General features: G+C 64.5%; 24 protein-coding genes and 1 tRNA gene. 6 read left to right on the top strand and 19 right to left on the bottom strand.

What is annotated here, in order from left to right; all coding sequences use genetic code 11:
• Positions 1–49: 49 nt before the first annotated feature.
• The 9 genes from AC1DQQ_RS21230 to AC1DQQ_RS21190 all read right to left on the bottom strand — a co-directional run bounded on the left by AC1DQQ_RS21230 (position 50) and on the right by AC1DQQ_RS21190 (position 7,294).
• On the bottom strand, positions 50–655 hold the full coding sequence (locus AC1DQQ_RS21230; RefSeq protein WP_478046684.1) for a riboflavin synthase: 606 nt from the start codon (positions 653–655) through the stop codon (positions 50–52).
• A 30-nt stretch (positions 656–685) separates the two neighbouring features.
• A complete protein-coding gene (ribD, locus tag AC1DQQ_RS21225; RefSeq protein ID WP_478046683.1) occupies positions 686–1,636 on the bottom strand; it encodes a bifunctional diaminohydroxyphosphoribosylaminopyrimidine deaminase/5-amino-6-(5-phosphoribosylamino)uracil reductase RibD in 951 nt (316 codons plus the stop codon).
• A gap of 17 nt (positions 1,637–1,653) precedes the next feature.
• Positions 1,654–2,061 (bottom strand): hypothetical protein, encoded by a 408-nt coding sequence (locus AC1DQQ_RS21220; RefSeq protein WP_478046682.1) that lies wholly within the window; start codon positions 2,059–2,061, stop codon positions 1,654–1,656.
• Positions 2,058–2,729 carry an energy transducer TonB gene (locus AC1DQQ_RS21215; protein ID WP_478046681.1) on the bottom strand — a complete coding sequence of 224 codons (672 nt, stop codon included), beginning with the start codon at positions 2,727–2,729 and terminating at the stop codon, positions 2,058–2,060. Before AC1DQQ_RS21215 ends, AC1DQQ_RS21220 begins: the two co-directional genes overlap by 4 nt.
• 81 nt (positions 2,730–2,810) lie before the next feature.
• Positions 2,811–4,133 carry a glutamate--tRNA ligase gene (gltX, locus tag AC1DQQ_RS21210; protein WP_478046680.1) on the bottom strand — a complete coding sequence of 441 codons (1,323 nt, stop codon included), beginning with the start codon at positions 4,131–4,133 and terminating at the stop codon, positions 2,811–2,813.
• A gap of 106 nt (positions 4,134–4,239) precedes the next feature.
• Positions 4,240–4,701, bottom strand: a complete 462-nt coding sequence (locus tag AC1DQQ_RS21205) for a hypothetical protein (RefSeq protein WP_478046679.1) — start codon at positions 4,699–4,701, stop codon at positions 4,240–4,242.
• A 186-nt stretch (positions 4,702–4,887) separates the two neighbouring features.
• On the bottom strand, positions 4,888–5,262 hold the full coding sequence (locus AC1DQQ_RS21200; RefSeq protein WP_478046678.1) for a hypothetical protein: 375 nt from the start codon (positions 5,260–5,262) through the stop codon (positions 4,888–4,890).
• A 314-nt stretch (positions 5,263–5,576) separates the two neighbouring features.
• Complete coding sequence (locus AC1DQQ_RS21195; protein ID WP_478046677.1) at positions 5,577–6,245, bottom strand: RlmE family RNA methyltransferase; 669 nt, start codon at positions 6,243–6,245, stop codon at positions 5,577–5,579.
• Positions 6,242–7,294, bottom strand: a complete 1,053-nt coding sequence (locus tag AC1DQQ_RS21190) for a Ppx/GppA phosphatase family protein (RefSeq protein ID WP_478033137.1) — start codon at positions 7,292–7,294, stop codon at positions 6,242–6,244. Before AC1DQQ_RS21190 ends, AC1DQQ_RS21195 begins: the two co-directional genes overlap by 4 nt.
• 170 nt (positions 7,295–7,464) lie before the next feature.
• Here AC1DQQ_RS21190 and AC1DQQ_RS21185 point away from each other — a divergent pair.
• Both AC1DQQ_RS21185 and AC1DQQ_RS21180 read left to right on the top strand, forming a co-directional pair.
• A tRNA-Gln gene (locus AC1DQQ_RS21185) sits at positions 7,465–7,538 on the top strand.
• A 205-nt stretch (positions 7,539–7,743) separates the two neighbouring features.
• Complete coding sequence (locus tag AC1DQQ_RS21180; RefSeq protein WP_478046716.1) at positions 7,744–8,001, top strand: response regulator transcription factor; 258 nt, start codon at positions 7,744–7,746, stop codon at positions 7,999–8,001.
• Positions 8,002–8,097: 96 nt separating this feature from the next.
• Here AC1DQQ_RS21180 and AC1DQQ_RS21175 read toward each other — a convergent pair whose 3' ends face one another.
• From AC1DQQ_RS21175 to AC1DQQ_RS21165, 3 genes are all read right to left on the bottom strand, one after another.
• A complete protein-coding gene (locus AC1DQQ_RS21175) occupies positions 8,098–8,757 on the bottom strand; it encodes a PIG-L deacetylase family protein (protein WP_478033138.1) in 660 nt (219 codons plus the stop codon).
• 43 nt (positions 8,758–8,800) lie between these two features.
• On the bottom strand, positions 8,801–9,658 hold the full coding sequence (locus AC1DQQ_RS21170) for a sugar phosphate nucleotidyltransferase (protein WP_478046676.1): 858 nt from the start codon (positions 9,656–9,658) through the stop codon (positions 8,801–8,803).
• Positions 9,659–10,110: 452 nt separating this feature from the next.
• Positions 10,111–10,527: an LbetaH domain-containing protein gene (locus AC1DQQ_RS21165; protein WP_478042462.1), complete on the bottom strand. Its 417-nt coding sequence runs from the start codon at positions 10,525–10,527 to the stop codon at positions 10,111–10,113.
• A gap of 273 nt (positions 10,528–10,800) precedes the next feature.
• Here AC1DQQ_RS21165 and AC1DQQ_RS21160 point away from each other — a divergent pair, with 273 nt between their 5' ends.
• A complete protein-coding gene (locus AC1DQQ_RS21160) occupies positions 10,801–11,913 on the top strand; it encodes a glycosyltransferase (RefSeq protein WP_478046675.1) in 1,113 nt (370 codons plus the stop codon).
• Positions 11,914–12,008: 95 nt separating this feature from the next.
• Here the strand turns inward: AC1DQQ_RS21160 and AC1DQQ_RS21155 are convergent, their stop codons facing one another.
• On the bottom strand, positions 12,009–13,100 hold the full coding sequence (locus tag AC1DQQ_RS21155) for a glycosyltransferase family 2 protein (protein ID WP_478046674.1): 1,092 nt from the start codon (positions 13,098–13,100) through the stop codon (positions 12,009–12,011).
• The gene (locus tag AC1DQQ_RS21150; protein ID WP_478046673.1) at positions 13,090–14,367 is read right to left on the bottom strand and encodes a class I SAM-dependent methyltransferase; all 1,278 of its coding nucleotides are present in this window, start codon (positions 14,365–14,367) and stop codon (positions 13,090–13,092) included. Before AC1DQQ_RS21150 ends, AC1DQQ_RS21155 begins: the two co-directional genes overlap by 11 nt.
• 306 nt (positions 14,368–14,673) lie before the next feature.
• Here AC1DQQ_RS21150 and AC1DQQ_RS21145 point away from each other — a divergent pair, with 306 nt between their 5' ends.
• Positions 14,674–15,030: a hypothetical protein gene (locus AC1DQQ_RS21145; protein ID WP_478042468.1), complete on the top strand. Its 357-nt coding sequence runs from the start codon at positions 14,674–14,676 to the stop codon at positions 15,028–15,030.
• A gap of 227 nt (positions 15,031–15,257) precedes the next feature.
• On the opposite strand, the gene AC1DQQ_RS21140 is transcribed toward AC1DQQ_RS21145, so the two are convergent.
• Genes AC1DQQ_RS21140 through AC1DQQ_RS21120 form a run of 5 tightly spaced genes read right to left on the bottom strand, consistent with a single transcriptional unit; the run spans position 15,258 to position 20,184 of the window.
• Positions 15,258–16,382 (bottom strand): NAD(P)/FAD-dependent oxidoreductase, encoded by a 1,125-nt coding sequence (locus AC1DQQ_RS21140; protein ID WP_478046672.1) that lies wholly within the window; start codon positions 16,380–16,382, stop codon positions 15,258–15,260.
• Positions 16,383–16,407: 25 nt separating this feature from the next.
• Positions 16,408–16,956 (bottom strand): dTDP-4-dehydrorhamnose 3,5-epimerase family protein, encoded by a 549-nt coding sequence (locus AC1DQQ_RS21135; protein WP_478042470.1) that lies wholly within the window; start codon positions 16,954–16,956, stop codon positions 16,408–16,410.
• On the bottom strand, positions 16,953–18,284 hold the full coding sequence (locus AC1DQQ_RS21130) for an NAD(P)H-dependent oxidoreductase (RefSeq protein WP_478046671.1): 1,332 nt from the start codon (positions 18,282–18,284) through the stop codon (positions 16,953–16,955). The genes AC1DQQ_RS21135 and AC1DQQ_RS21130 overlap by 4 nt, the downstream gene beginning before the upstream one ends.
• Complete coding sequence (gene rfbF / locus AC1DQQ_RS21125; RefSeq protein WP_478033149.1) at positions 18,281–19,099, bottom strand: glucose-1-phosphate cytidylyltransferase; 819 nt, start codon at positions 19,097–19,099, stop codon at positions 18,281–18,283. Before rfbF ends, AC1DQQ_RS21130 begins: the two co-directional genes overlap by 4 nt.
• Positions 19,096–20,184: an NAD-dependent epimerase/dehydratase family protein gene (locus AC1DQQ_RS21120; RefSeq protein ID WP_478042473.1), complete on the bottom strand. Its 1,089-nt coding sequence runs from the start codon at positions 20,182–20,184 to the stop codon at positions 19,096–19,098. The genes rfbF and AC1DQQ_RS21120 overlap by 4 nt, the downstream gene beginning before the upstream one ends.
• Before the next feature lie 369 nt (positions 20,185–20,553).
• Here AC1DQQ_RS21120 and AC1DQQ_RS21115 point away from each other — a divergent pair, with 369 nt between their 5' ends.
• Complete coding sequence (locus AC1DQQ_RS21115; RefSeq protein WP_478046670.1) at positions 20,554–21,285, top strand: LuxR C-terminal-related transcriptional regulator; 732 nt, start codon at positions 20,554–20,556, stop codon at positions 21,283–21,285.
• Positions 21,236–21,725 (top strand): MBOAT family O-acyltransferase (locus AC1DQQ_RS21110; protein ID WP_478046669.1); only part of this gene is annotated, 490 nt, incomplete at its 3' end. The genes AC1DQQ_RS21115 and AC1DQQ_RS21110, both read left to right, overlap by 50 nt.

The following is a 21,725-nucleotide window of genomic DNA, read 5'->3' as shown; positions in this document are numbered from 1 at the left end:
AATATCACACTGAAATGTGATGAGTCCAGCCACTAATCACATCGAAACGCTACTTTTCGAGAAGCGACCGCATACGGCTCAAATAGCGTGCGAGTACATCGATCTCGATATTGACCGCCTGCCCAACCTCGATCGCGCCTAATGTCGTCACCGCCTGGGTATGCGGGATCAGATTGACCGTGAACTCGGTGCCCTCCGTGCCGTCGCTGACCGTATTGACCGTCAGCGAAACGCCATCGACCGTCACCGATCCCTTGGCGGCGATATAGGGCGCGAGGTCACGCGCGACGCGGAAGGCGATCGTCTTCGAATCGCCCGAGGGCTCGACCCGCACCACTTCGGCGACGCCGTCGACATGCCCCGTGACGATATGCCCGCCGAGCTCGTCGCCCAGCTTCATCGCGCGTTCGAGGTTGAGCTTGCGTCCTTCGCTCCACTGCCCCTGCGCGGTGCGCGAGACGGTCTCGCCCGATATGTCGACGGTGAACCAGCCCGGCCCCTTGTCGATCACCGTCAGGCACACGCCCGAGCATGAGATCGACGCGCCGAGATCGACCCCAGTCGTGTCATAGGCGGTTGCGACCACCGCGCGCAGGTCGCCACGATGCTCGATCGAGCGGATCGTGCCGATATCGGAGATGATGCCGGTGAACATCGCTAATTTCCCAAGCTGCGCCGACGATCGTCAGCGGGTGCGTTCGTAGATTTCCAGCCGGTCGATGCCCAACATCCGCGCGTCGTGCAACCGCCAGCGGCCATGCGCCTCGGCGAGATGGCCAAGCCCGATGTCGCCGAGCGCCGGGCGGCCGCCGCCGATCAGGATCGGCGCGCGATAGAGCAGCAAGCGGTCGACCAGATCGTCGGCGAGGAAGGCCGAGGCGGCGCCGGCGCCGCCTTCGACCAGGACATGATCGATCTGCTCGAGCCCGGCGATCGCCGCGGGCGAGTCGACCCATTCCCAATGCTCCTGGTCGCCGCGATGGCGAGTCATCAGCAAGCGCCGCGGGCTATGCTGTTCGAGCCCGCCGAGCCGGACGTCGAGCCGCGGCGCATCGGCTTCGGCGGTGCCGCGGCCGACCAGGATCGCCTCGTGCCGCGCACGCTCAAGATGCGCATGCGCGCGCGCCGCGTCCCCAGTGATCCATTTCGATTCGCCATCGGCGCGCGCGATGCAGCCGTCGAGCGAAGTGGCGAGCTTGAGCGTGACGTGCGGCCGTCCGGATTCGCGACGCGTGAGGAACCCGGCCATCGAGCGGCGTGCTTCGTCCGCCATCACTCCTTCGGTCACCGCGATGCCGGCGGCGCGCAATCGCGCGATGCCCTGGCCATCAGTGCGCGGATCGGGGTCGCCCAGCGCGATCACGGCCTGGGCTACGCCAGCTTCGATCAATAGATCGCTGCATGCCGGCCCGCGCGGCGATTGGTGCGCGCAAGGTTCGAGCGTCACATAGACGGTCGCGCCTGCCGCAGCGTCGCCCGCCATCGCCAGCGCCATCGCCTCGGCATGCGGCCGCCCGCCGGGCTGGGTCCAGCCGCGCCCGACGACACGCCCATGCTTCACGATCACGCAGCCGACATTGGGATTGGGCGCCGTCCGCCCACGCCCGCGCTCGGCCAGCGCCAAGGCGGCACCCATGAAACGCGGGTCGGGACTCACAGCCAAGGCGACAATTTATCGTTCAGGCGCTTGAACGCGGCCTTTCTCTCGTCGTCTTCCTTCTTCTGCTTGGCGTCCTCGATCCTCTTCTTTTCGCCGTCGATCTTCTGCTGCGCGACGATCTCGGCATTGCTGCGGTCGGCGCGCCACGATTGGACGTAGATGATGGTCGGCCGCCGCCACTCGCGCTGGACGGTCGAACCGGCGGCGAAGCCCCCGACGATCAGGATGCAGAGCATCAGCGAGCCGAACAGGATCAGGATTTCGTATTTCTTGCGCGTGCCGAGATAGCGGCGCAGGTCGAGCAACGCACGAAATGGATTGTAGCGGCCGAGGAAACTTCCCATCGGCTCAAGATAGGCGCGGGACGGCGAACAGGCCAGCCCCGCGCCCGTAATGGTCATTGCTCGTTGAGCACGAACCGCAGACTCATCGTCTTCCATTGCTCGATCGGCACGCCGTCCTGGGTCGCCGGCTTGAACCGCCATTTGCCCAGCGCCTGGCGTTCGGTGGCCGCGTAAAAGGCGTCCGATGCGGCCGACACCTTTTCGATCTGCTTTACCCGGCCATCGGTGCCGATCAGGACGCGGACGACGACGCGGCCGCTATTGCCCGCGCGCTGCTCTTCGGGCGGATACGGTGGCTGGAGCAGACCCTGATAGCGTGGATCAACGAACGCACCGATCATCACCGGCTTGGCGATGGGCGTCGGGATCACGGCGGGAGTGGGATCAGGATTGGTGCCGATCACGGGCCCCGGAGTGAGCGGCGGCGGATCGCTGGTAGTTGGGGTCAGATTGACCGACGGTATCGGCACTGGCGCGATCGGGGGCGTATAGACGATTTCGTTCGGCGGCGCCGGGCTCTTTGGCGGTATCCGATCCGGCGGAGGCGGTGGCTGATCCGGCGGAACGGTATAAGTATTCAGAATCGTCGGGCTCTCGGTGACGCCGCTGATCTGCAGCCCCATCGCCAGCGCCAGAACGGGCAGCGCGGTTGTCGCCAGCGCAAGCGTCATGCTGCCCGGCCTGAACGCCGGGCCCGCGCCATAACGGTCGCCATAAGTCGCCATATCGTCTCTCCTTTCACGGTCTCGGATGCCGCGACTCAGAGATGATACAACATTACATTCAACAGTCAAGATACTCGGCGGTCACCCGGACGCGAGGCGCTCCAGCGCGCGGTCGCGGCCGATCAGCGGCAGCAGGGCGGCCATGTCGGGACCATGTTCCATCCCAGTCAGCGCGCGACGCAGCGGCAGGAAAAGCTGCTTGCCCTTGCGTCCGGTTGCGTCCTTGAGCGCGTTGGTCAGCGCGTGCCAGGGATCCCCGGTCCAGTCGATCTCACCGGCGATGCGATGCGCGGTGGCCAGGAGCTCGCGATCCTCGGGATCGACGGCGGCCGAGACCGGCCCCTCGACCACGTGCCACCAATCGGCCGCACCGGCGATGGTGGTCAGATTGGGCCGGATCGCTTCCCACGCCACGCCGTCCATCCCGGCGGGCAGGCGATCGGCGACCGCGGCGAAATCGAGCTGATGGACGATCCGCGCGTTGAGCTGGGCGAGTTCGCCCTCGTCGAACCGCGCCGGCGCGCGGCCGAAGCGCGAGAAATCGAACGCGGCGATCAGCGGCGCGGGATCGACGAACGGCTCGACCGGATCGCTGGTGCCAATCCGCGCCAGCAACGCGACGATCGCCTGCGGTTCGATCCCCTCGCCGCGGAAATGTTCGACGCCAAGCGAGCCAAGCCGCTTCGACAATTTGCCTTCCGCCCCGGTCAGCAGCGCGGCATGCGCGAAGGTCGGCAGCGGCGCGTTCATCGCGACGAACATCTGCAGCTGGAGCGCGGTGTTGGAGACGTGATCCTCGCCGCGCACGACATGGCTGATGCCCATGTCGACATCGTCGATCACCGAAGGCAGCATGTAGAGCCACGACCCATCGGCGCGGCGGATCACCGGATCGCTCATCGTCGCGGCGTCGAAATGCTGGGGGCCGCGGATCAGATCGTGCCATTCGATCGCGCCCGGATCGAGCTTGAAGCGCCAATGCGGGCGGATGCCGTCGGCCTCCAGCTTGGCGCGATCGGCGTCGCTGAGCGCCAGCGCGGCGCGATCATAGACCGGCGGCAAACCGCGCCCGAGCAGGATCTTGCGCTTGAGCTCGAGTTCCTGCTGCGTTTCATAGGCCGGATAGATCCGTCCCGCCGCGCGCAGATCGTCGAAGCGGCGTTCGTACAGCGCGAACCGCTCGGACTGCCGCGCCTCCTCATCGGGTGTCAGCCCCAGCCAGGCGAGATCGGCGCGGATCGACTCGACATAGCGCTCCTCGCTGCGCTCGACATCGGTATCGTCGATCCGGAGCACGAAGCGCCCGCCGGTGGACCGCGCGAACAGCCAGTTGAGGATCGCGGTGCGGATATTGCCGATATGGAGATTGCCGGTCGGACTCGGCGCGAAACGTGTGACGGTCATGCCCGCGACTTAGGGCGAGTGGGCGTGGGCGGCAATGCGCGCGGTGGCGGACGTCCCCCGCGCCAATCCGCCGCAGCAGACGCGACGCTATCGCTTCGAATTGTCGTTAGACGTAGGCGGCGCTGACATCCTGCTTGATGCCATGGAGCCGAACGACCTGACGCCCGACACAGACCGGCGCGGCGATCAGGCGCATCCATTTCGGCGGCCCGGTCACCGGCACGATTTCGGCATCGAGCGTGAAGCCGCGCCGGTGCTTGATGGCATGAGCGCGCAGCCTCTCCATCGCGGCGCGCGATGGCTCCGCATATAAAGCGGCGACCTCGTCCCGCGCGAGGACCGCGCCGCGCGGCAAGCCGAACAGGTCGAACACCCCGTCCGTCCAGCTCAGCGCATTGTCGGACAGATTGCATTCCCACAGTCCGATGCCGCGCGCCGCCAGGAGCTCGGGCTGATGCCCGGACGCGACCGGAGCATCGCTCCACTCCTCAAGCAGGCAACCGAGGTCGAAACGCTGATGTTGCTCGAACAGGGGCCAGCTATGGGTCAGGGGCAAGGCATGGCTCACGCTCGTGGCGCTCCGTTCCGGCAGGCCATGATCGGCCCGGTCGAGCGAATCTTATGGCGCCGAAAGTGTGTCCAATAGGTTTCGGCGGGCTACCCGAAACGGCACCTGCAGGGCATTCGTCGGGAGCTTCTGCGTGGGCCGCGGGTAAGTCCGCTATCACCCGGAAGCGGACGTGTTGCGATATGGCTACCGCCCTCCAATTGCCCACGCATATGCCGTGCGACGGTCGTCGAACATCGCATGGTTCGGTCGAAGCGCACAAATGCGCTGCATTTGAACTTTGAGCAACGGTGAGGCTCCGAAGAACGCAACCCGGTTGGCCCGCAACAAGATGCGGGATGGATCGATGGTTTTGTCGCGTAGGGCATCGATTGATAACGGTGACGCCACTTTAGCATTAGTCAGATCGAATAGGCGTCCGTGCAGCGCAATTTGATCACCGAACGCTTGGACGGCTTCGTCCACCTGAGCGGTGAGGTTCAAGATTTGCTCAGCGTCGAGGAAGCCGGATACGCTAGCAAACGCGATGAGGTTGGCGCGATCCAATATAACTTTCGGCAAGACAGCCCCTTCCCGGTTCTGTGCTTCTGACCGTATCACCCGGTTACTAACTTCCGCTGAAGGCTGCGGAGCAATTCGCGACGGCGGAACCGCGAGCGCTTCGCTCAACGGCACGAGCCGAATTTGAAGGCGGTGGCGGCTTTCCACCCAACTAACGACATCCGGAGTAAGGCATCCCCGTCGCGGCAAAGCAGCTTCAGGTCGACCATGCCCCCGGCATGGTCTGCGGGATGCGGGACATCCCGCACCTGAAGCTCGTCGGTCGTCGCACGCGACGCCGGCCGGGGCTCGGCGCTTCACGATTTAGCGTTTCGCTAAATCGTGCCTCGCCCCTTGAACCCCTGCGCCACCACGAACCATTCCACCGAGCCCTTGCGGCTCGACGGTGGTTTGGCGTGCTTCACCGTCGCGAAATTGCGCTTCATTTCGGCGACCAGCGTCGAATCGGCGCCACCGGCGAACACTTTCGACACGAACGTGCCACCGGGTTTGAGCACATCGATCGCGAAGGCCAACGCGGTTTCGACCAAAGCCAACGTCCGCAGTGCATCGGTCTGCGGGTGGCCGACCGTGTTCGCCGCCATGTCCGACATCACCAGATCGGGCGCGCCGCCCAGTTCCGCGATCAACCGATCGGGCGCGGCGTCGTCCATGAAGTCCATCTGCAGGATGGTGACGCCATCGATCGGATCGACCGGCAACAGGTCGATGCCGACGATCGCCGCTTTGGGCACCTGACGCCGCACCACTTGCGACCAGCCGCCCGGCGCCAGCCCCAAGTCGACCACGCGGGTCGCGCTTTTGAGGAACCCGAACTTCTCGTCGAGTTCGATCAATTTGTACGCCGCCCGGCTGCGATAACCCTCCGCCTTGGCGCGCTTGACGTACGGGTCGTTCAATTGCCGCTCAAGCCAGCGCGTCGACTGGGGAGTCCGATTGCGCGACGTCCGCACGCGGGTATGTCCGCCGCCCCCGCCCCTCATGGCCGTTGCGCTCCCATCAGGCGGCGCAGTATGCCCTCGCGGATGCCGCGGTCGGCGACCCCCAGCCGCTCGGCCGGCCACAGATCGAGGATCGATTCGAGGATCGCGCAGCCCGCCACGACCAGGTCGGCGCGCTCGCCGCCAATGCATGGGAGGCGCGAGCGCTCTGCCACCGACATGCCCGACAATTCGGCCGAGATGCGGCGCATCGATTCGGTCGGGACGATCAGCCCGTCGACCTTGGCGCGGTCATAATGATCGAGTTCGAGGAAGACGCTGGCCAAAGTCGTCACCGTCCCGCTGGTCCCGAGCAGCCGCGGCGCCTTCAACTTCGCCGGCACGCGCTTGGCGAAGGCCGCGAAGCTTTCGGTCGCCAGCGCGCGCATCCGCGCATAGGATTCGCCCAGCGCCTCGGCGCTATCGCCGCCGCCGGCATGTTCGGTCAGCGACACCACGCCCCAGCGCGCCGAATGCCAGTCGAGCACGCGCGGATGATCGCCCGACAGGTCGATCAGCACCAATTCGGTCGATCCGCCGCCGATATCGAAGATCAGCGCCGGCCCGTCTCCGGGCTCCATCAGCGCGTGGCAGCCGAGTACCGCCAATCGCGCTTCTTCCTCCGGCGAGATCACGTCGAGCCGGATCCCGGTTTCGCGATAAGCGCGCTCGATGAATTCGGCGCCGTTCGCCGCCTGGCGGCACGCCTCGGTCGCGACCGATCGCGCGACGAGTACATTGCGGCGACGCAGCTTGTCGGCGCAGATCCTGAGCGCAGCGATGGTGCGATCGATCGCCGCATCGGACAGCCGCCCGCTCGAGGCGAGGCCCTCGCCCAGCCGCACGATCCGCGAAAAGGCGTCGACCACCGCAAAACCGTTGCCTTGCGGCCGCGCGATCAGCAGGCGGCAATTGTTGGTGCCGAGATCGAGCGCGGCATAATGCGGCGCTTCGCCCCAGCGTTTGGTGGGAATGCGGGCCGGACGGGCGGCGGGCTTGCCCGTCGGGGCGGCGCGCTGCCGGTGCGGCATATTGGCGGGAACGTCCCCCATGCCGTCGTAACTCTTATATTCTTGCGGTCCGGCCCATAGCCCTCCGCTGCTTGGCGCCGAGCCTAACCGAACTGGCGCGATGCGACAAGCGAAGGCCCGATCGACGATCTTGCCGGTTGCGCCCAAGGCCTTGACCGGTCGCGCCAGCCCGCCTAGAGCCCGCCGCCTGTTGCCCCGTCGTCTAAAGGTAAGACTACGGACTCTGACTCCGTCAATTGAGGTTCGAATCCTCACGGGGCATCCAGCAATCTTCAATTAAACCACTGATTTTCAGGCTATATTGCCGCGTTCGTGTTTTGTCGCTCCCTCAGTTGCTCCCTCACGAAGCAGCGGATGGCGACGGCCCCACCAATGTCTCAATGGGGCCGTTTCAGGGATGTCTCGAATCTACCTCCCGGACTTCCGCCTTGTTCAAGCGAACCTTGGGCCGGATCCCGGAATTGCAGATTGTGGGCGCCGACGACGCGTCGGATCTGGTCCTCAGCGCGTCCGACGCGGGCGAGCACGGGTTCGAGCTGACGCCGCGCGAGCGCGACGTGATCGCGTTGCTGGCCGAAGGCCTGTCCAACAAGGCGATCGGCCAGCGGCTCGGCATTTCACCCGACACCGCCAAATTCCATGTCAGCCGGTTGATCGACAAGCTCGACGCGACCGGGCGCACGGATGCCGTGGCGCACGCCGCGCGGCGCGGGATCATCCATCTCTAGCGGGGATTTGTTTCGGTGGCCCGACCGGTCTCCCCTTTCGGCCAAGTTCCGCGGTCCCCGACGGAGCGGCCCGAGCGGCCCCGCCAACGCACAAGCTCACATGCCGAGCACGATCTTCTCCGCACGAAAAGCTTCGGCGAAACCGTGAGGCGCATTGCATTCGATCCCGCGGATGCGAGCGAGCGAGAGGAAGGTGTCGGGATTGAACCAGGCGCGGTGGCGCTGGCTCGGGAACGCCTCGTAGATTGCCGCCGCCTTGCGCCGGGCGACCTCCTCGGAGAGATGGACATAGGCGTTCGAGCGACCGAGATCGCCGTCATATTTTGGAATCTCGTAGCCGAGGATCAGGTGGTTACGGAAGGTGTTGTTGGTGAGCGCCGCGATCACCGCATGATCCTGATGCATGTCGCTCGCAATGTGGGTGAGGATGAGGTCGGGCGTGGGTCCTGCCTTGATCCTCTCGAAGACATTCTTGATGCGCGGCGTTTCGTGCGGAAAGATCCCATCCTGGAAATCCAGCACCTCCACGATCTGCTCGCACCCGTTGCCGAGCAGCGCCGCCGCACTCTGCCGCGCCTCCTCGGCGCGGCGCTCGTCCCCACTGAACACGACCCACTGCACCGTCAGCCGCGATACGTTCGCGACGAGATTGAGCAGCGTGCCGCCACACCCGATCTCGATATCGTCGGCATGCGCACCGAGGCACAGCACCCGCTGCGTCTTTGCGCCGGTATCCGCGAACGCCAGATTGATCATATCCCCCGGTCTCTCCCTTTGTCCGTACCGGCGATCTTTCGCTTCACGCCGCGGGCGAAGCGTTGGCGGCGCCGAGCGTCGGAGCCCCGGCCGTGAAGTGAACGGAGAGGGAATCCGGGGAAGCCTCGCGGCAGGCCTCCCAGGGAGCCTTGCCCTTGCGCTGCACCTCTTCCAGCAGATGCACGTCCTTCAACGTGTCGCAGGCTCGCCAAAAGCCGTCATAGGGATGCGCCAGGAGCCGCTGCTCGCCGATCAGCCGATGGAAGGGTTGGTCGACAAGGTCATCGCCCTCACCAATATAGTCGAAAATCTCCCGCCGGAAGACGAAGTAGCCGCCATTGATGCGGACATCCATGTCGGTGGACGACTCGACGCCGGTTACCGTGCCGTCAGAATCGTGACGAATATAATGGAAACTGAGCGTGGGCTTGACCGCCACCAGCGCGCCCACGAAGGCAGGCTTGCGGACCAGGCAGTCGATGATGTCCTGGAGCGGAAGGTCCGTCAGGCCATCAGCATAGTTGGCCAGAAACATCTCGTCGGCTTCGACATAGGATTCGATCGCTTTCAAGCGCTGCCCGATACTCGTATCGATGCCGGTATCGACCAGCGTGACGTTCCAATGGCCTTTGTCGTCATCCGGCAGCAGGAAGGATTTCGCGCGACGTCTAGTCGAGATCGTGGGCAGGACTTCCGCGCCCTGCTCCAGAAAATATTCCGTAATGGCATCCGCGCCATAACCCAGGCAGAGGATGAAATCCCTATGTCCGTGATGGGCGTAATAGCTCATGACATGCCACATCAGGGCATGACCGCCGACATCGACCAATGGTTTGGGCTTATTGGGAATCTGGCCGCGCATCCGCGTGCCATACCCACCACAAAACAGGACAACCTTCATATCGGCCTCCCCCTCTTGAACCCAGCTGTTCATGACGATCAAGCTGGCGCATTAGAGACATGATCCGCCGCCCAGCGCCACTATGCAGAGGGATGACGCTTTATTGCAGGGCCATGATCATTTCGGAGTAGAAGTGGCGATCTCGCGAAATACTCGACACGAATAAGTTGCATTCAGTCCGAGACACATCAGGTCGTAGACCCATGAGCGCGCCGCCACGGACGCATTGATGCTCTTCAGCACGGCGCAGCTGGCCGCCAGTTCGGTCCGTTGCTCGGCGGAATAAGGATCGCCGACCCGACGGGGCGAACCGCATCGCCTATCGGTCGATGGCCGGACATGCAGGCGCACCGGTCGCATCCACACTTTCGTCATGACCCGCTGCAAACGCCGTCGCGGCTCGCGCCCGCCTTTACCGCCGAGTGGCGGTTGCCCGCTGCGCGCCAACTCGCCTATTTTCGTTGGCCGACGCAGCGCGCAGGTATTCCTGCCCAGACCTCACGTTCTCCTGTCGACCGCGTGACGACGGCATTGGCGCCGATGATCGTGCCGTTGCCGATCCGCAACACGCCGCTCCGACACAGCACCTTGGCGCCCGGATAGATGACGACATCGTCGCCGATCTCGATCAGCATGGGCCTGATCCGCTCGTGCGGCAGATGCGCGTCGGAGCGGCCGATCGTTACTTGATGATAAATCTGGACGCGGTCGCCGATGCTCGTGTCGGGATGAAAGACGCTGCCGATGCCGCGATGGATGAGCTGCAGGTCTTTGCCGACGACGACCTCGGGCGGCATGTCAATGCCATACAGCATCAGCAATTCGCGGATGAGGCGATGGCGCCGCCAGGGCAGCAAGCGTTCAACCATTCCCACAGCACGATCGTCCCGAGGCGTAATCTTTCGCCGGCATTAGCCGCGCGCCCGCCGTTCGCGAACGGAAGAGAAGAGCTACTCCAATTGCCGACCACCGCCGCGCCCAAGCGTCGAAAGCGGAGCGAAAGGGCAGTTCGCCCCAGGATCGACATCGTGCGTCCCGATCCGCGTGGTGCATTGGGGGTAGTCTGAATTGCCGCTCGCCCCGGCCGACCGGTGCCGACTAGGGTCGGTTCGAAGCATGGCGCATCGTCTGGAGGGGCATCGATGTTGCAACGCACGTCAGATCCATCGGCCTGCCGCCCGGTCGTCCCTTGCCTCTGGGACGTCGAATTCTCGTGCGCTTTGGAGAACAAGACCGGCAAATATTTCATCGGCCGCGACTTGGTTCACGATCAGGGCAACCTGATCAATCAGGTCTATTATTGGCGGCATGGCACATATCGTCTCCCCAGCCCGTTCTTGGAGAGGGTGCTCGGGCTGGGCATGCGGATCGAGGTGCGCGCGGCGGGCGCGGCAGGGATTTCCCCCTTTCCCTTGCGGCATCCGAACCAACCCACGCTGCACCTCGATCCGCACAGCGTCATCCACACGGCGATCAGCGAACGCGACGTCGTCCTGTGCCACGATCTCGGCCCGATCACGCATCCGGCCCTGTTCCGGCCCTGGGTCGCGCGGCTCTACCAGCGCGCCTATCGCCGCATCGCGCGCGCGGCACCACGCATGGTGTTCATCAGCGAGCATTCGCGGCGTGAATTCGTCCGCCTCTATGGAGAGGCACCCGACATGCGCGTCATCTATCCGCCGCTGCGGGCGGAAATCGACAGCCTGGCGACGGCACCCATTCCGGGGCTCGACCGGCAATTTCTGCTCACCGTCGGCAGCCTCGGCGCCCGCAAGAACCAGGCGACGATGATCCGCGCCTTTGCGCGGTCCGGGCTCGCGGAACGCGGCATCGGCTACGTCCTGTGCGGCGCCAGGGAACCGGGCGCGGAAGCGATCGACCGGCTCGCCCGCGATACGCCCGGCGTCCGCCTCCTCGACTATGTGTCGGACGCCCAGCTCGGTTGGCTCTATGCCAATGCGAGCGGCTTTGCACTGGTCAGCCAGTTGGAGGGGTTCGGCGTTCCCGTCGCCGAGGCGATCAGCCGCGGCCTCGTGCCGCTGATCACGCGCGGCAGCGTGCTCGAGGAAGTCGCCGGCGCGGGCGCGGTCGTGGTGCCGAGCGACGATCTCGACGCCATCGCCCACGGAATGATCGATCTCGTCGCCATGCCCGAGCCCGAGCGCCGTACGCGGCTCGCCAGTATGCAGGCATCGCTGGTCAGGTTCTCGCGCCCGGCCTTCGCCGCGGCGTGGCGCGAGCTGCTGGCGCGCTAGAGCGATTTCGAGCCGGGCGCTCCCGCCGGCACCGAAATCACGACAATCCAAGGAAAAATGGAGCAAAGCCGAGCTCAAAAGAGCCCGGCTTTGCTCTAGAGCGAGGTCGATGCCGCAATCGGCAATGCGTTCGAACCGGCGGCACACCCCTTTTCGAATCGTCGGATCTCCTCCTGCTGCGGGACTTCGTCCCGCTCGGGCTCGTCCGCGGCGACATGCGGGGCGGCGCGCAGACAGGATGGGTCGAGTGCAGCGTCGGCGCGCTCCGGGCGCGGACGATAAAAGACGCCGATGGCCGTCCCCGCCGCCAAGATCCACGCTCGGCGCAACTGGCCGCGTGCCAGCAGCTTGAGCAGCATCGCCGTCTGCCGCCAGAGATGCAGCCCGATACGCGGCCAATCGTCATAGCGGAGCACCGTCGATGTCGTATTGCGATGCAGGTAATAATGGTATCCGAGCCGTACCGCGCTGGTTTCGTTGAGCGTGCTGAGCACGCCTTCCAGCTTGCGCGCGTGCAGGACGCGCGACGCCCCGACCAGATAGCCGGGCGTCCGCCGCGTGACGCGGACGGTGAATTCGCGATCCTCGCCAAAGATGAACATCGACGCGATCGGCAAGCCGTGCACGCGCAATGTCTCGCGCGGCAACAATATCGACGCGAACGTCGCCCCGAGCGTCGGCGCCAGGCCATGATCGAGAAGCTCAGGCCAGTTCGGAAAGCCCAGCACGTTCCTGCGCTGGTCGATATGGGGAACTTCGGTCAGCTGACCGGTGGTCGAGCGCGGCACCGACACCAGATAGGGCGGTGCGATCTGGCGCCGATCGAGCAGGTCGTGCGCCAGGAGAAGCTGTTCGAGCGCATCGGGCTCGCAGATGACGTCGTCGTCCATCGACCAGATGAAGTCGGCGCCCAGGCCGTACGCCAGGCGCATGCCGATGTTGAACCCGCCCGCCGCGCCCACATTGCTGCGCAGGCTGTAGATATCGACCAGATGTTGCCAGCGGTCGCCGAGCATCGCCGCGGTGCCGTCGATACTGGCATTGTCGACTACTATGATGCGGTCGCAACGCCGGGTCTGCGCCGCCAGGGCGGCGAGGCAACGTTCGAGCATATCCTTGCGGTTGTACGTCAGGACAACCGCGCACACCTCCAGCGGGGCGAAACCCGCGACCGCCTCAGGCGACATGACGACGGCCGCCCGGCGCGGCGCGGTCGATGATCATCGGTTCGGGAATCGCGGTGATGAAGTCGGGTTTCCAGTCCGCTGTGGCGGCGAGCTGCTCGATGATTTCGTCCTTCAAGTTCCAAGGCAGGATGACGACATAGTCGGGCCGTGCCTCGGTCAGCGCCTCGGGCGGCAGGATCGGAATGCGCACGCCCGGAATCAAGCGTCCCTGTTTGGACGGCGCCTTGTCCACCGTGAACGCGATCAGGTCGGGCCCGACCCCGCAGAAATTCAACAGCGTGACGCCCTTCGCGGGCGCGCCATAAGCGGCAACCGACCGCCCTTCGGCGTTCAGTCGCAACAGCAAGTCGCGAAAGCCCTGACGCACCCTGATGATACGTTCCGCGAACCGGTCGTACACTGCATCGGTGTCGAGCCCGTAAGCGAGTTCCTCCTGGAGAACGCGCTGCACCGCGAGCGTGTCGACATGCTTCGCCTCGGCGCGGCACACGAAATAGCGTAGCGAACCGCCATGCGTGTCAAGTTCCTCGACATCAAACAGACGCAGGCCCGCACCTTCGAACACGCGCTTCGCCGCCAGCAGCGAGTAATAAGAGAAATGCTCGTGATAGATCGTGTCGAACTGGTTGCGCTGCATCAGGCGTAGCAGGTGCTGAACCTCGATCGTCGCGACTCCCTGCGGCGCCAGCAGGTCGCGCATGCCGCGCGCGAAATCGTTGACGTCGGGGACGTGGGCGAAGACGTTGTTTGCCGTGACCAGATCGGCCTGCCAGCCTTGATCGACCAGCCGCTTGGCACAGTCCTGGCTGAAGAACTCGATTCTGGTCTCGATGTCGAGCACGCCCGCGGCCTGTGCCACAGAGCTGCAAGGCTCGACACCGAGTACTGTTAGCTCCATGGCTCTGGAGAATTGGAGAAGGTAGCCGTCGTTGCTCGCGAGTTCGACATGCCGCGCGCCGGGGAGCAGCTCGAAACGCGCGATCATCGCATTGACATAACGTCGCGCATGATCGAGCCATGCCGTCGAGGCCGAGGAGAAATAGGCGTAATCGGCCCGGAAAAGGTCGGCCGAATCCTTGAAGTCGAGCGTTTGTGCCAGCCGGCAGTCGCCGCAGACCATTACCGTCAGTTCGACTCGCGGATCGGATAGCGGCGGCGCAGCCGGATCGACATAATCATTGGCGACGGGCATCCGTCCCAGTCGCGCCAGCGTCGCGGTGAACTTGCCACTGCAATGCCGGCACCGGCGCTCTGCGACTGTGTCCATGCCCCCCCCTTTTCCCGCGTCCGGCGGGGCTAAGAGGAACCCCGCATCCGCAAGGTCAATAGATCAAGACATGTTGCTTGGCTCTTGCTCGTCAGCCGCACTACTTTGTAGCCACGGTCGCATCGCATGGAGACCATGCGAGTAGTTTAGCTGAAAGGTCGTGATCTCTTCCGGTCATCCAGTACCGCGAGGCCACTCTTTCGCGGTAGCACCAATGCCGATTCGCCTTCGTCTTACCTCCGTTACAGCGTTCGCGCAGGAAACAGCGCGACCTCTTCTGGTCGCGGCCACCCTGGGGGTATGATGATGCAGTCCCACCTTTCCTTTCTGACCGGTGTCGCGCGCTGGTCGGCCGAGTACCAGGGCATGGAATTCATCGGCAGCGCGAACGGTTGTTCGCTACGCTTCGTCATCACCGAGGAAGCTTTGGCGAAGCTGAGCGGCGCGCCGGCGCGCGGCCCCGAATATGATTTCGACATCTTTTTCGAAAACGAAGCCGCGGTGCACCGCGCCGCGACAGAGGTCTTCCAGGTCATGCCGCCGGCCGGACGGCGATTGCTCATCACGGCGAACGACCTGCCGCTCGATTGCGCGTCCCCGCCCTCACCCACTCGAATAGGCAGGCCTATCGCCCGTTCGGGAGCAATCGTCGGCAAAGGATGATGCTCGGAGTTGTTGCCGGCGCGGTGACCGAATCGTTTACCAGTGATGGGCGGAGAGGGAACGACCGATCCGTACGGTCTCGGACGAGACCGGGTGGCTGAGTTCATTCATCAGCCGATCAACTCGAGATGGCTCGCGCTTGCGCGGGCCGGGCACGACGGCGCTGGACGCGCATCCATCTCCCCCTTGGAGCCACTGGCGTCGTCGTGTCACTTTACCAAGGCTCGCTAGACGCGCGGTGCCCGCCCGACGCCGAGATCGGTCGCGACCCGATCCGCAATCGCCAGCGACGCGGTGAGACCGGGCGATTCGATCCCCATCAACAGCACCATCCGATCGACACCGTGGTCGCGTGGGCCCGCGATCATGAAATCGGCATTGGGTTCGCCCGGCCCGGAAATCTTGGGACGGACGCCGCAATAGCCCGGCACTAGGCGCTTCGCATCAAGCGTCGGCCAGATCCGGCGCGCCGCGCTGGCGAACGCGTCCCGCCGATCCTGCGCCACCGCATAATCGAGCGTATCGATCCATTCGACATCGGGGCCGAAGCGCGCCGAACCCGACATGTCGAGCGTGAGGTGCGTGCCCAGCCCGCCGGGGACCGGCACCGGATAGATCAGTCGCGTGAACGGCGCCGCGCCCTGGTAGACGTAATAGACGCCCCGCGCATAATGGGGTTGCGGCACGCATTCGGACGGCAGGCCCTCCGTGCGCATCGCGATCGCATGCGCTCCGTGACCTGCTGCATTCACCACCATCCTCGCCGTCGCGGCAGCGCCGCTTTCACCGGCAAGATGGATCGCCCAGTCCCTCGCCATTGTACGGGTCAGGCGATCGACCCTGGTGCGTCGGGCAAAGACAGCTCCAGCCGCCTCGGCGTCGGCGAGCAGCGCGATCATGAAAGCATGGCTGTCGATGATCCCGGTCGAAGGCGACAGCAACGCCGCTTCACAAGCGATGGCAGGCTCGAGCCGCGCCGCCTCTTCGCCGGACAGCAGTTCGAGATCGTCCACGTCCGCGCGCTCCCCCGCGGCGGCGATCCGCATGAGCGTCGGCACTTCCGCCGGCGAAAAGGCTGTGATCAGCTTGCCGCAACGGCGGTGCGGCACGTCATGCTCGGCACAAAAACGATAAAGCTGGCGGCGTCCCGCCACGCACAACGCCGCCTTGAGAGGAAGGCCGTCATAATGCAGGCCGGCATGGATCACTTCGCTGTTACGCGAACTCGTGCCGGTGCCGATCATGTCCTCGCAATCGGCGATCACTGTGGTGAGGCCGGCGAGCGCCAGCCGCCGGGCGATGGCCAACCCGACCACGCCGGCGCCGACAACCAGTACGTCGATATCCGCCATACGTCCCCCAGATCGATGCCCGCGACTACAGGCGGGGCAGGTGATCGGAGTCGATCAACGGAAACGCCGCGTCGCGTTGTGAAATCTGCGCCACCGGAAGCGGCCAGTCGATCGCCAATACCGGATCGTCGTTGCGCAGCCCGCCCTCGAATTCCGGAGCGTGCGCCGCGGACATCAGATACGTCATCTCGACGTCATCTCCGAGCGTCTGGAAGCCGTGCGCGCAGCCGGGCGGCACATAGATCTGGCGGCAGTTGGTATCGCTTAGCTCGACCTGCACGACGGTCAAGCGGGTCGCCGACATGCTGCGCAGATCGACCACGACGTCGAGCACGGCGCCGCGCACGCAACGGATGAGCTTGGCTTCGGCATGCGGCGGCCGTTGGAAATGAAGTCCGCGGATAGTCCCGGCCTGCGCGGTCACCGACATATTCTGCTGGACGAAGTCGGCTGACAGCCCGTGATTAGCGAACTCGGTGCGGCACATGGTCCGCGCAAACCGTCCTCGCTCGTCGCCGCGCGGCTCGGGCGTGATGACGAAGCAACCGCTGATCGCGGTCTCTTCGAAAATCATTCCGCGGCACTCAGAAACGACGGAGCGTATCGTCGCGATTGCTCGGCGTAGAGCGCGTCGACCAGCCGTCCCTGCGGAATATCGACATCGGCGAAGGTCAGCACCGTATCGCGCTCGACCGGCCGCCGGATCGTACAGTCGAGCGCCAGCCCGAGCGGCAGCAAATGTTCGTGCTCGATCACGTCGTAATTCTCGGCGAGGGCATAGGTCTCGTAGCCGCCGAATTCGGTGATGCGGTCACCCGGAACCAGGTCGCGCTTGGCCACCGCCGCCACGCCGACCCGCGGTCCGTCGATCGACGCCAACACCGTGTCGCCGAACAGGCAGGCGCGCGCGATCGAGGTCGGCACCTCGAAATGGCAGAGGTGATATGGGGTCTGAAAGCAGTAATAAGGGCCCGTGCCGAGCTTGTAGAGGTTGAGGAAGTGACACTGACGCGGGTCCTCGATCGTGCCGATCACGAACACGCCCGGCCCGGGCCTTACCCCGACGACATAGTCGACCAGGCCGTGCCCGTATTCGTCGAGCACGCGGCCCAATGGCTCGACCGCGTCCTCCAGCGGCACCAGCGGCGCCTCGGGGTCTCCGCCAGAAAAGTCGAGGCCCGTCATGCCGCGCCGCGCCACGCGGAACCCGGTGGCGTTCGCGACGATCGCCTGTTCGTAAGAGATCTTGGTGCCATCCGCGAACGAGGCGACCATGACCGGCTTCTGTCCCCATTTGGCGGCGAACGCCTGTTGCGTGGTCGGGTCGCGATACGGATCGTGCAGGCCCTTGATGTTGCCGCAGAGCACCGGGGTCACTCCGATACCGCGCACGAAGCGCACCAGGTTCATCTGCACGCCCGGCTGGTCGCCATCGGAAAAGGTGTAGATCACCCCCGCTTCTTCGGCCTTGCGCCGCAGGATCGGGCCCACCGTGCCGTCGAGTTCGGCATTCATCTGGATCACGTTCTTGCCGGCGTGGATCGCGGCCATGACCACGCGCGCGCCATGCTCGATCGAACCGGTCACCTCGACCACGGCATCGATGCCGTCAGCGGTCGCCAGCGCTTCGGCATCCTGGGTGACGGCGACCCCGCCGGCGGCGATGCGCCGCTCGATGTCCCGGCGCGTATCGCAGATGACCGGGGTCAACCCGACATCCGCGACCGCGGCGATCGCGCTCTCGATATGACGGTTGGCCACCGCGACAATGCGCATGCCGGGTGTAGCGGTGACGATCTGGCGAACGATCCCCGCCCCCATGAAGCCGGTCCCGACCAGCCCCACCCGGATCGGCCAGCCGGTCGCCTCGAGCCGCGCCAGCGCCGTGTCGACCAGGATCATGCCGTGCGCTTCAACAAAGCGACGCCCGGCGCCGGCGCATCGGGCCAGATCTTCCAGGGGGCATTACCGCCGTGCCAATGCGTCTCCAGCACGTGCTTGTCGCGCAACGTGTCCATATTCTGCCAGAAGCCCGAATGAATATGGCAGCCGAGCTTGTTGCGTGCGATCAGCCGGTTCATCGGATCAGCCTCGAACACCGTCTCGTCGCCGTCGATCACGTCGAAAATTTCGGGTTCGCAAACGAAGAAGCCGCCGTTGATGACACCGCCGTCGGTGGCGCCTTTCTCGCTGAAGCCATGCACTTCGCTACCGTCATCGCTGAGCCGTAATGCGCCGAACCTGCCGGGCTGGACGACACCGGTCAGCGTGCACCAGGCGCCCGATGCCGCATGCGCCGCGACCAATTCCGCGATGTTCACGTCGCTGACACCGTCGCCATAAGTCAGGCAGAACGGACCGTCCTGGAGCAAATGCCGCGCGCGCTTCAGCCGTCCCCCGGTCATTGTGTCGATACCGGTATCGAGGATCGTCACCCGCCAGTCGTCGTCCGACCGGCTCAGCCAGTCGATCCTGCCGCTGCCCAGGTCGATCGAAACGTCACAGCTGCGGGCCTGATAGTTGAGGAAATAGGCACGGATATAGTCGACCTTGTATCCGCCCAGGATCACGAAGTCGCGAATACCGTAATGCGCATAGATCTTCATGATGTGCCAGAGGATCGGCCGGTTGCCGACTTCGACCATCGGCTTGGGCGTGACGGCGGTCTCTTCGCTGAGACGAGTGCCGAAGCCGCCCGCCAGGATCACGGCCTTCATACCAAGACCTCCTCGCTCGGGTTTCGCACGACCGGCGCGAGGCGGTCGGCCCATTCCAGATCGTTTGTCAGCCGCCCCTCGGCGATCAGCGCCTTCAGCGTGTGGAGGCGGATCAGCGATGAATTCCTGAAATCGGCATCGGCGAAATGCAGGTCGCGCAATCCGGCGACGAGGCCGGCGACCGAATCCTGGAGGCTCATCCGCGGCTGATGGTGTGGCGCCAGTGCCGCGAAACGCGAGAAATCGACGCGATAGGACCGCGAGTCCGCCGGCGAATCGCGATTGACCGACACCCTGCAGCCGGGCACCTGTCGCGCGACGGCCTCGGCGAGATCGCGAACCTGGTAATTGGCGCTATCGGCCCCGGCATTGACAGTCAGCAGACGGCCGCCATTGTCGGGCGACCGGGTCGCGGCCCATTCGATCGCCCGCGCCATGTCCCGCACGTCGATCAACGGCCGCCAGGGCGACCCGTCGGACAGTACCGAGATTTGTCCGGTCGTGAGCGCGCAGGCGACGAAATCGTTGAGCACGAGGTCGAGCCGCAGCCGATCCGACATGCCGCAAGCGGTCGCGAAGCGCAGGCAAGTAACGGTCATGTCGCCAGCCAGCGTCGCCAGCGCCCGCTCCGCCCCGATTTTGGAGGAAGCGTAGGCAGTCATCGGATTGAGCGGGTCATCCTCGTTGCGGGGGCCGCCCTCAGCGACGCCGTAAACGCTGCAACTCGACGCGAAGACCAGGTTTCGAACACCCGCGGCGCTGGCCTGCCGGGCGATAGCAACGGCGGCGTCCTGATTGATTTCCTCGGTCACTCGACCGAACCGGGCGCCCATCGGGTCGTTGGAAACCGCCGCCAGAAGGATCACCGCGTCGCAGCCATCGAGCAGCCGGGCGTCGAACGATCGCACATCGCCGAAATGCTGGGCGTCGAGCCGGCGCTCGGGAACGTCGTGTGGTGTCGTGAGGCAATGGGCGAAAAAGCCCGAGTCGAATCCCTCGATCCGCGATTTGGGATAGATTCGCCGCAACTGTCGCACGACCGAAGGGCCAACATACCCCATGTTTCCGGTGATCAGGATACGCATCGACGCCCCCCAAATCCCGACGCCGCGATTTCAACATCGGGCGTCATCTAAGGAACGATTGATCACGCTCCATTCGGGAAGTCGCGTAGAATTCAGATCATTAGCCATCGGGGCTAGACGGAAGCCACCAAAAGTCGGCAAACTCAGGGTCGCACAGAGCTGCACACCGAAGGATATATACATTCTGAGGGAGGCGCAATAACAGATTAGTCCATAATGGATAGTACTTTTGGCTGAATTGACGTCTAATTGTACTGGTTGATTATCTAATCATTAACTAGCCGCCTTGCGGCCGATGATAAGTGATCCAAAACGCCAATCTTTTGCGGGGATCGATGGCGCGGAACTCATATTGGAGGGGTGACCCAAATGATACCTCGCATCAAGATTGCCCTGCTCGGGCCCAATCGGATAGCTCTGGACGGGTTACAGAGAATACTGACCGAAAACGGATTTGACGTACTGGAAGCCGCGGTCGACGCGAGCCAACTCAGCGACGTCGAAGCGGTCGATGACGACGGCAGCGACGTCGTTCACATTCTGCTGATGGACGGCCTGGCGGACGCCAAGACGGGGTACGAGCCCGCCGAACTTGCCGAGCGGTTCCCCGGCTATCGGCTGGCAGTAATGGCCGATGTGTTCGATTTCGACGAAATGGTCAGCTGCTTCCGCGAAGGCGTTTACGGCTACATCATCGCGGCATCGTCCGAATCTCTGGTGATTTCGCTGCGATTGATCGCCATCGGCGAGAAGGTGATGCCGTCGAACCTGGCCGAATTCCTGCCCACGCATCCCAATCTCGGGCTGTCGCCGGGCACCAGCCAGTCGATGAAGCAGGCCGGCCTGTCACTGCGGGAAATCGAAATTCTCGCCTGTCTGGTGAGCGGGCACCCCAACAAGATCATCTCGCGCCAGCTCGAGATCAGCGAGGCGACGGTGAAGGTCCATGTGAAGGCCATTCTTCGCAAGGTCGGCGTCCAGAACAGGACCCAGGCCGCCATCTGGGCGGTCGGCGAGCGATTGAACGAGACGCTTTCATCGCACCCTCCCTGTGGCAAGATACGCAACGGCGCCGGTCAGGCTTCGCCCCAACTCGGCTGACCTCCCGCTCGCCATTTCGTTCTTCACTTTCCAGCAAATCGCCTATCTGGTCGACGCCTATGGTGGCCGGGTCAGCGAGCGCGATCCGCTCAACTACGCGCTGTTCATCACCTTTTTCCCGCACCTGATCGCCGGGCCGATCACGCATCATCGCGAGATGCTCGCGCAATTCAGCGCGCCCGACCGCTTCCGGCCGCGCTGGGACCTGGTCGCGATCGGACTCACCTTGTTCCTCATCGGATTGTTCAAGAAGGTGATGGTCGCCGATCCGCTCGGCGTCGCGGTGCGGCCGATCTTCGTGCAGGCAGAGATCGGCGGCGTACAATTCATCCAGGCATGGACCGGCGMATTATCCTACGCGCTGCAAATCTATTTCGACTTTTCCGGCTATACCGACATGGCGATCGGCCTCGGGCTGCTCTTCGGCATTTCGCTGCCGC

It is taken from the genome of Sphingomonas sp. P4_G3 (assembly GCF_056401105.1).
The sequence above is the reverse complement of the archived record's forward strand: the minus strand, read 5'-3'. Positions and strand labels throughout refer to the sequence as shown.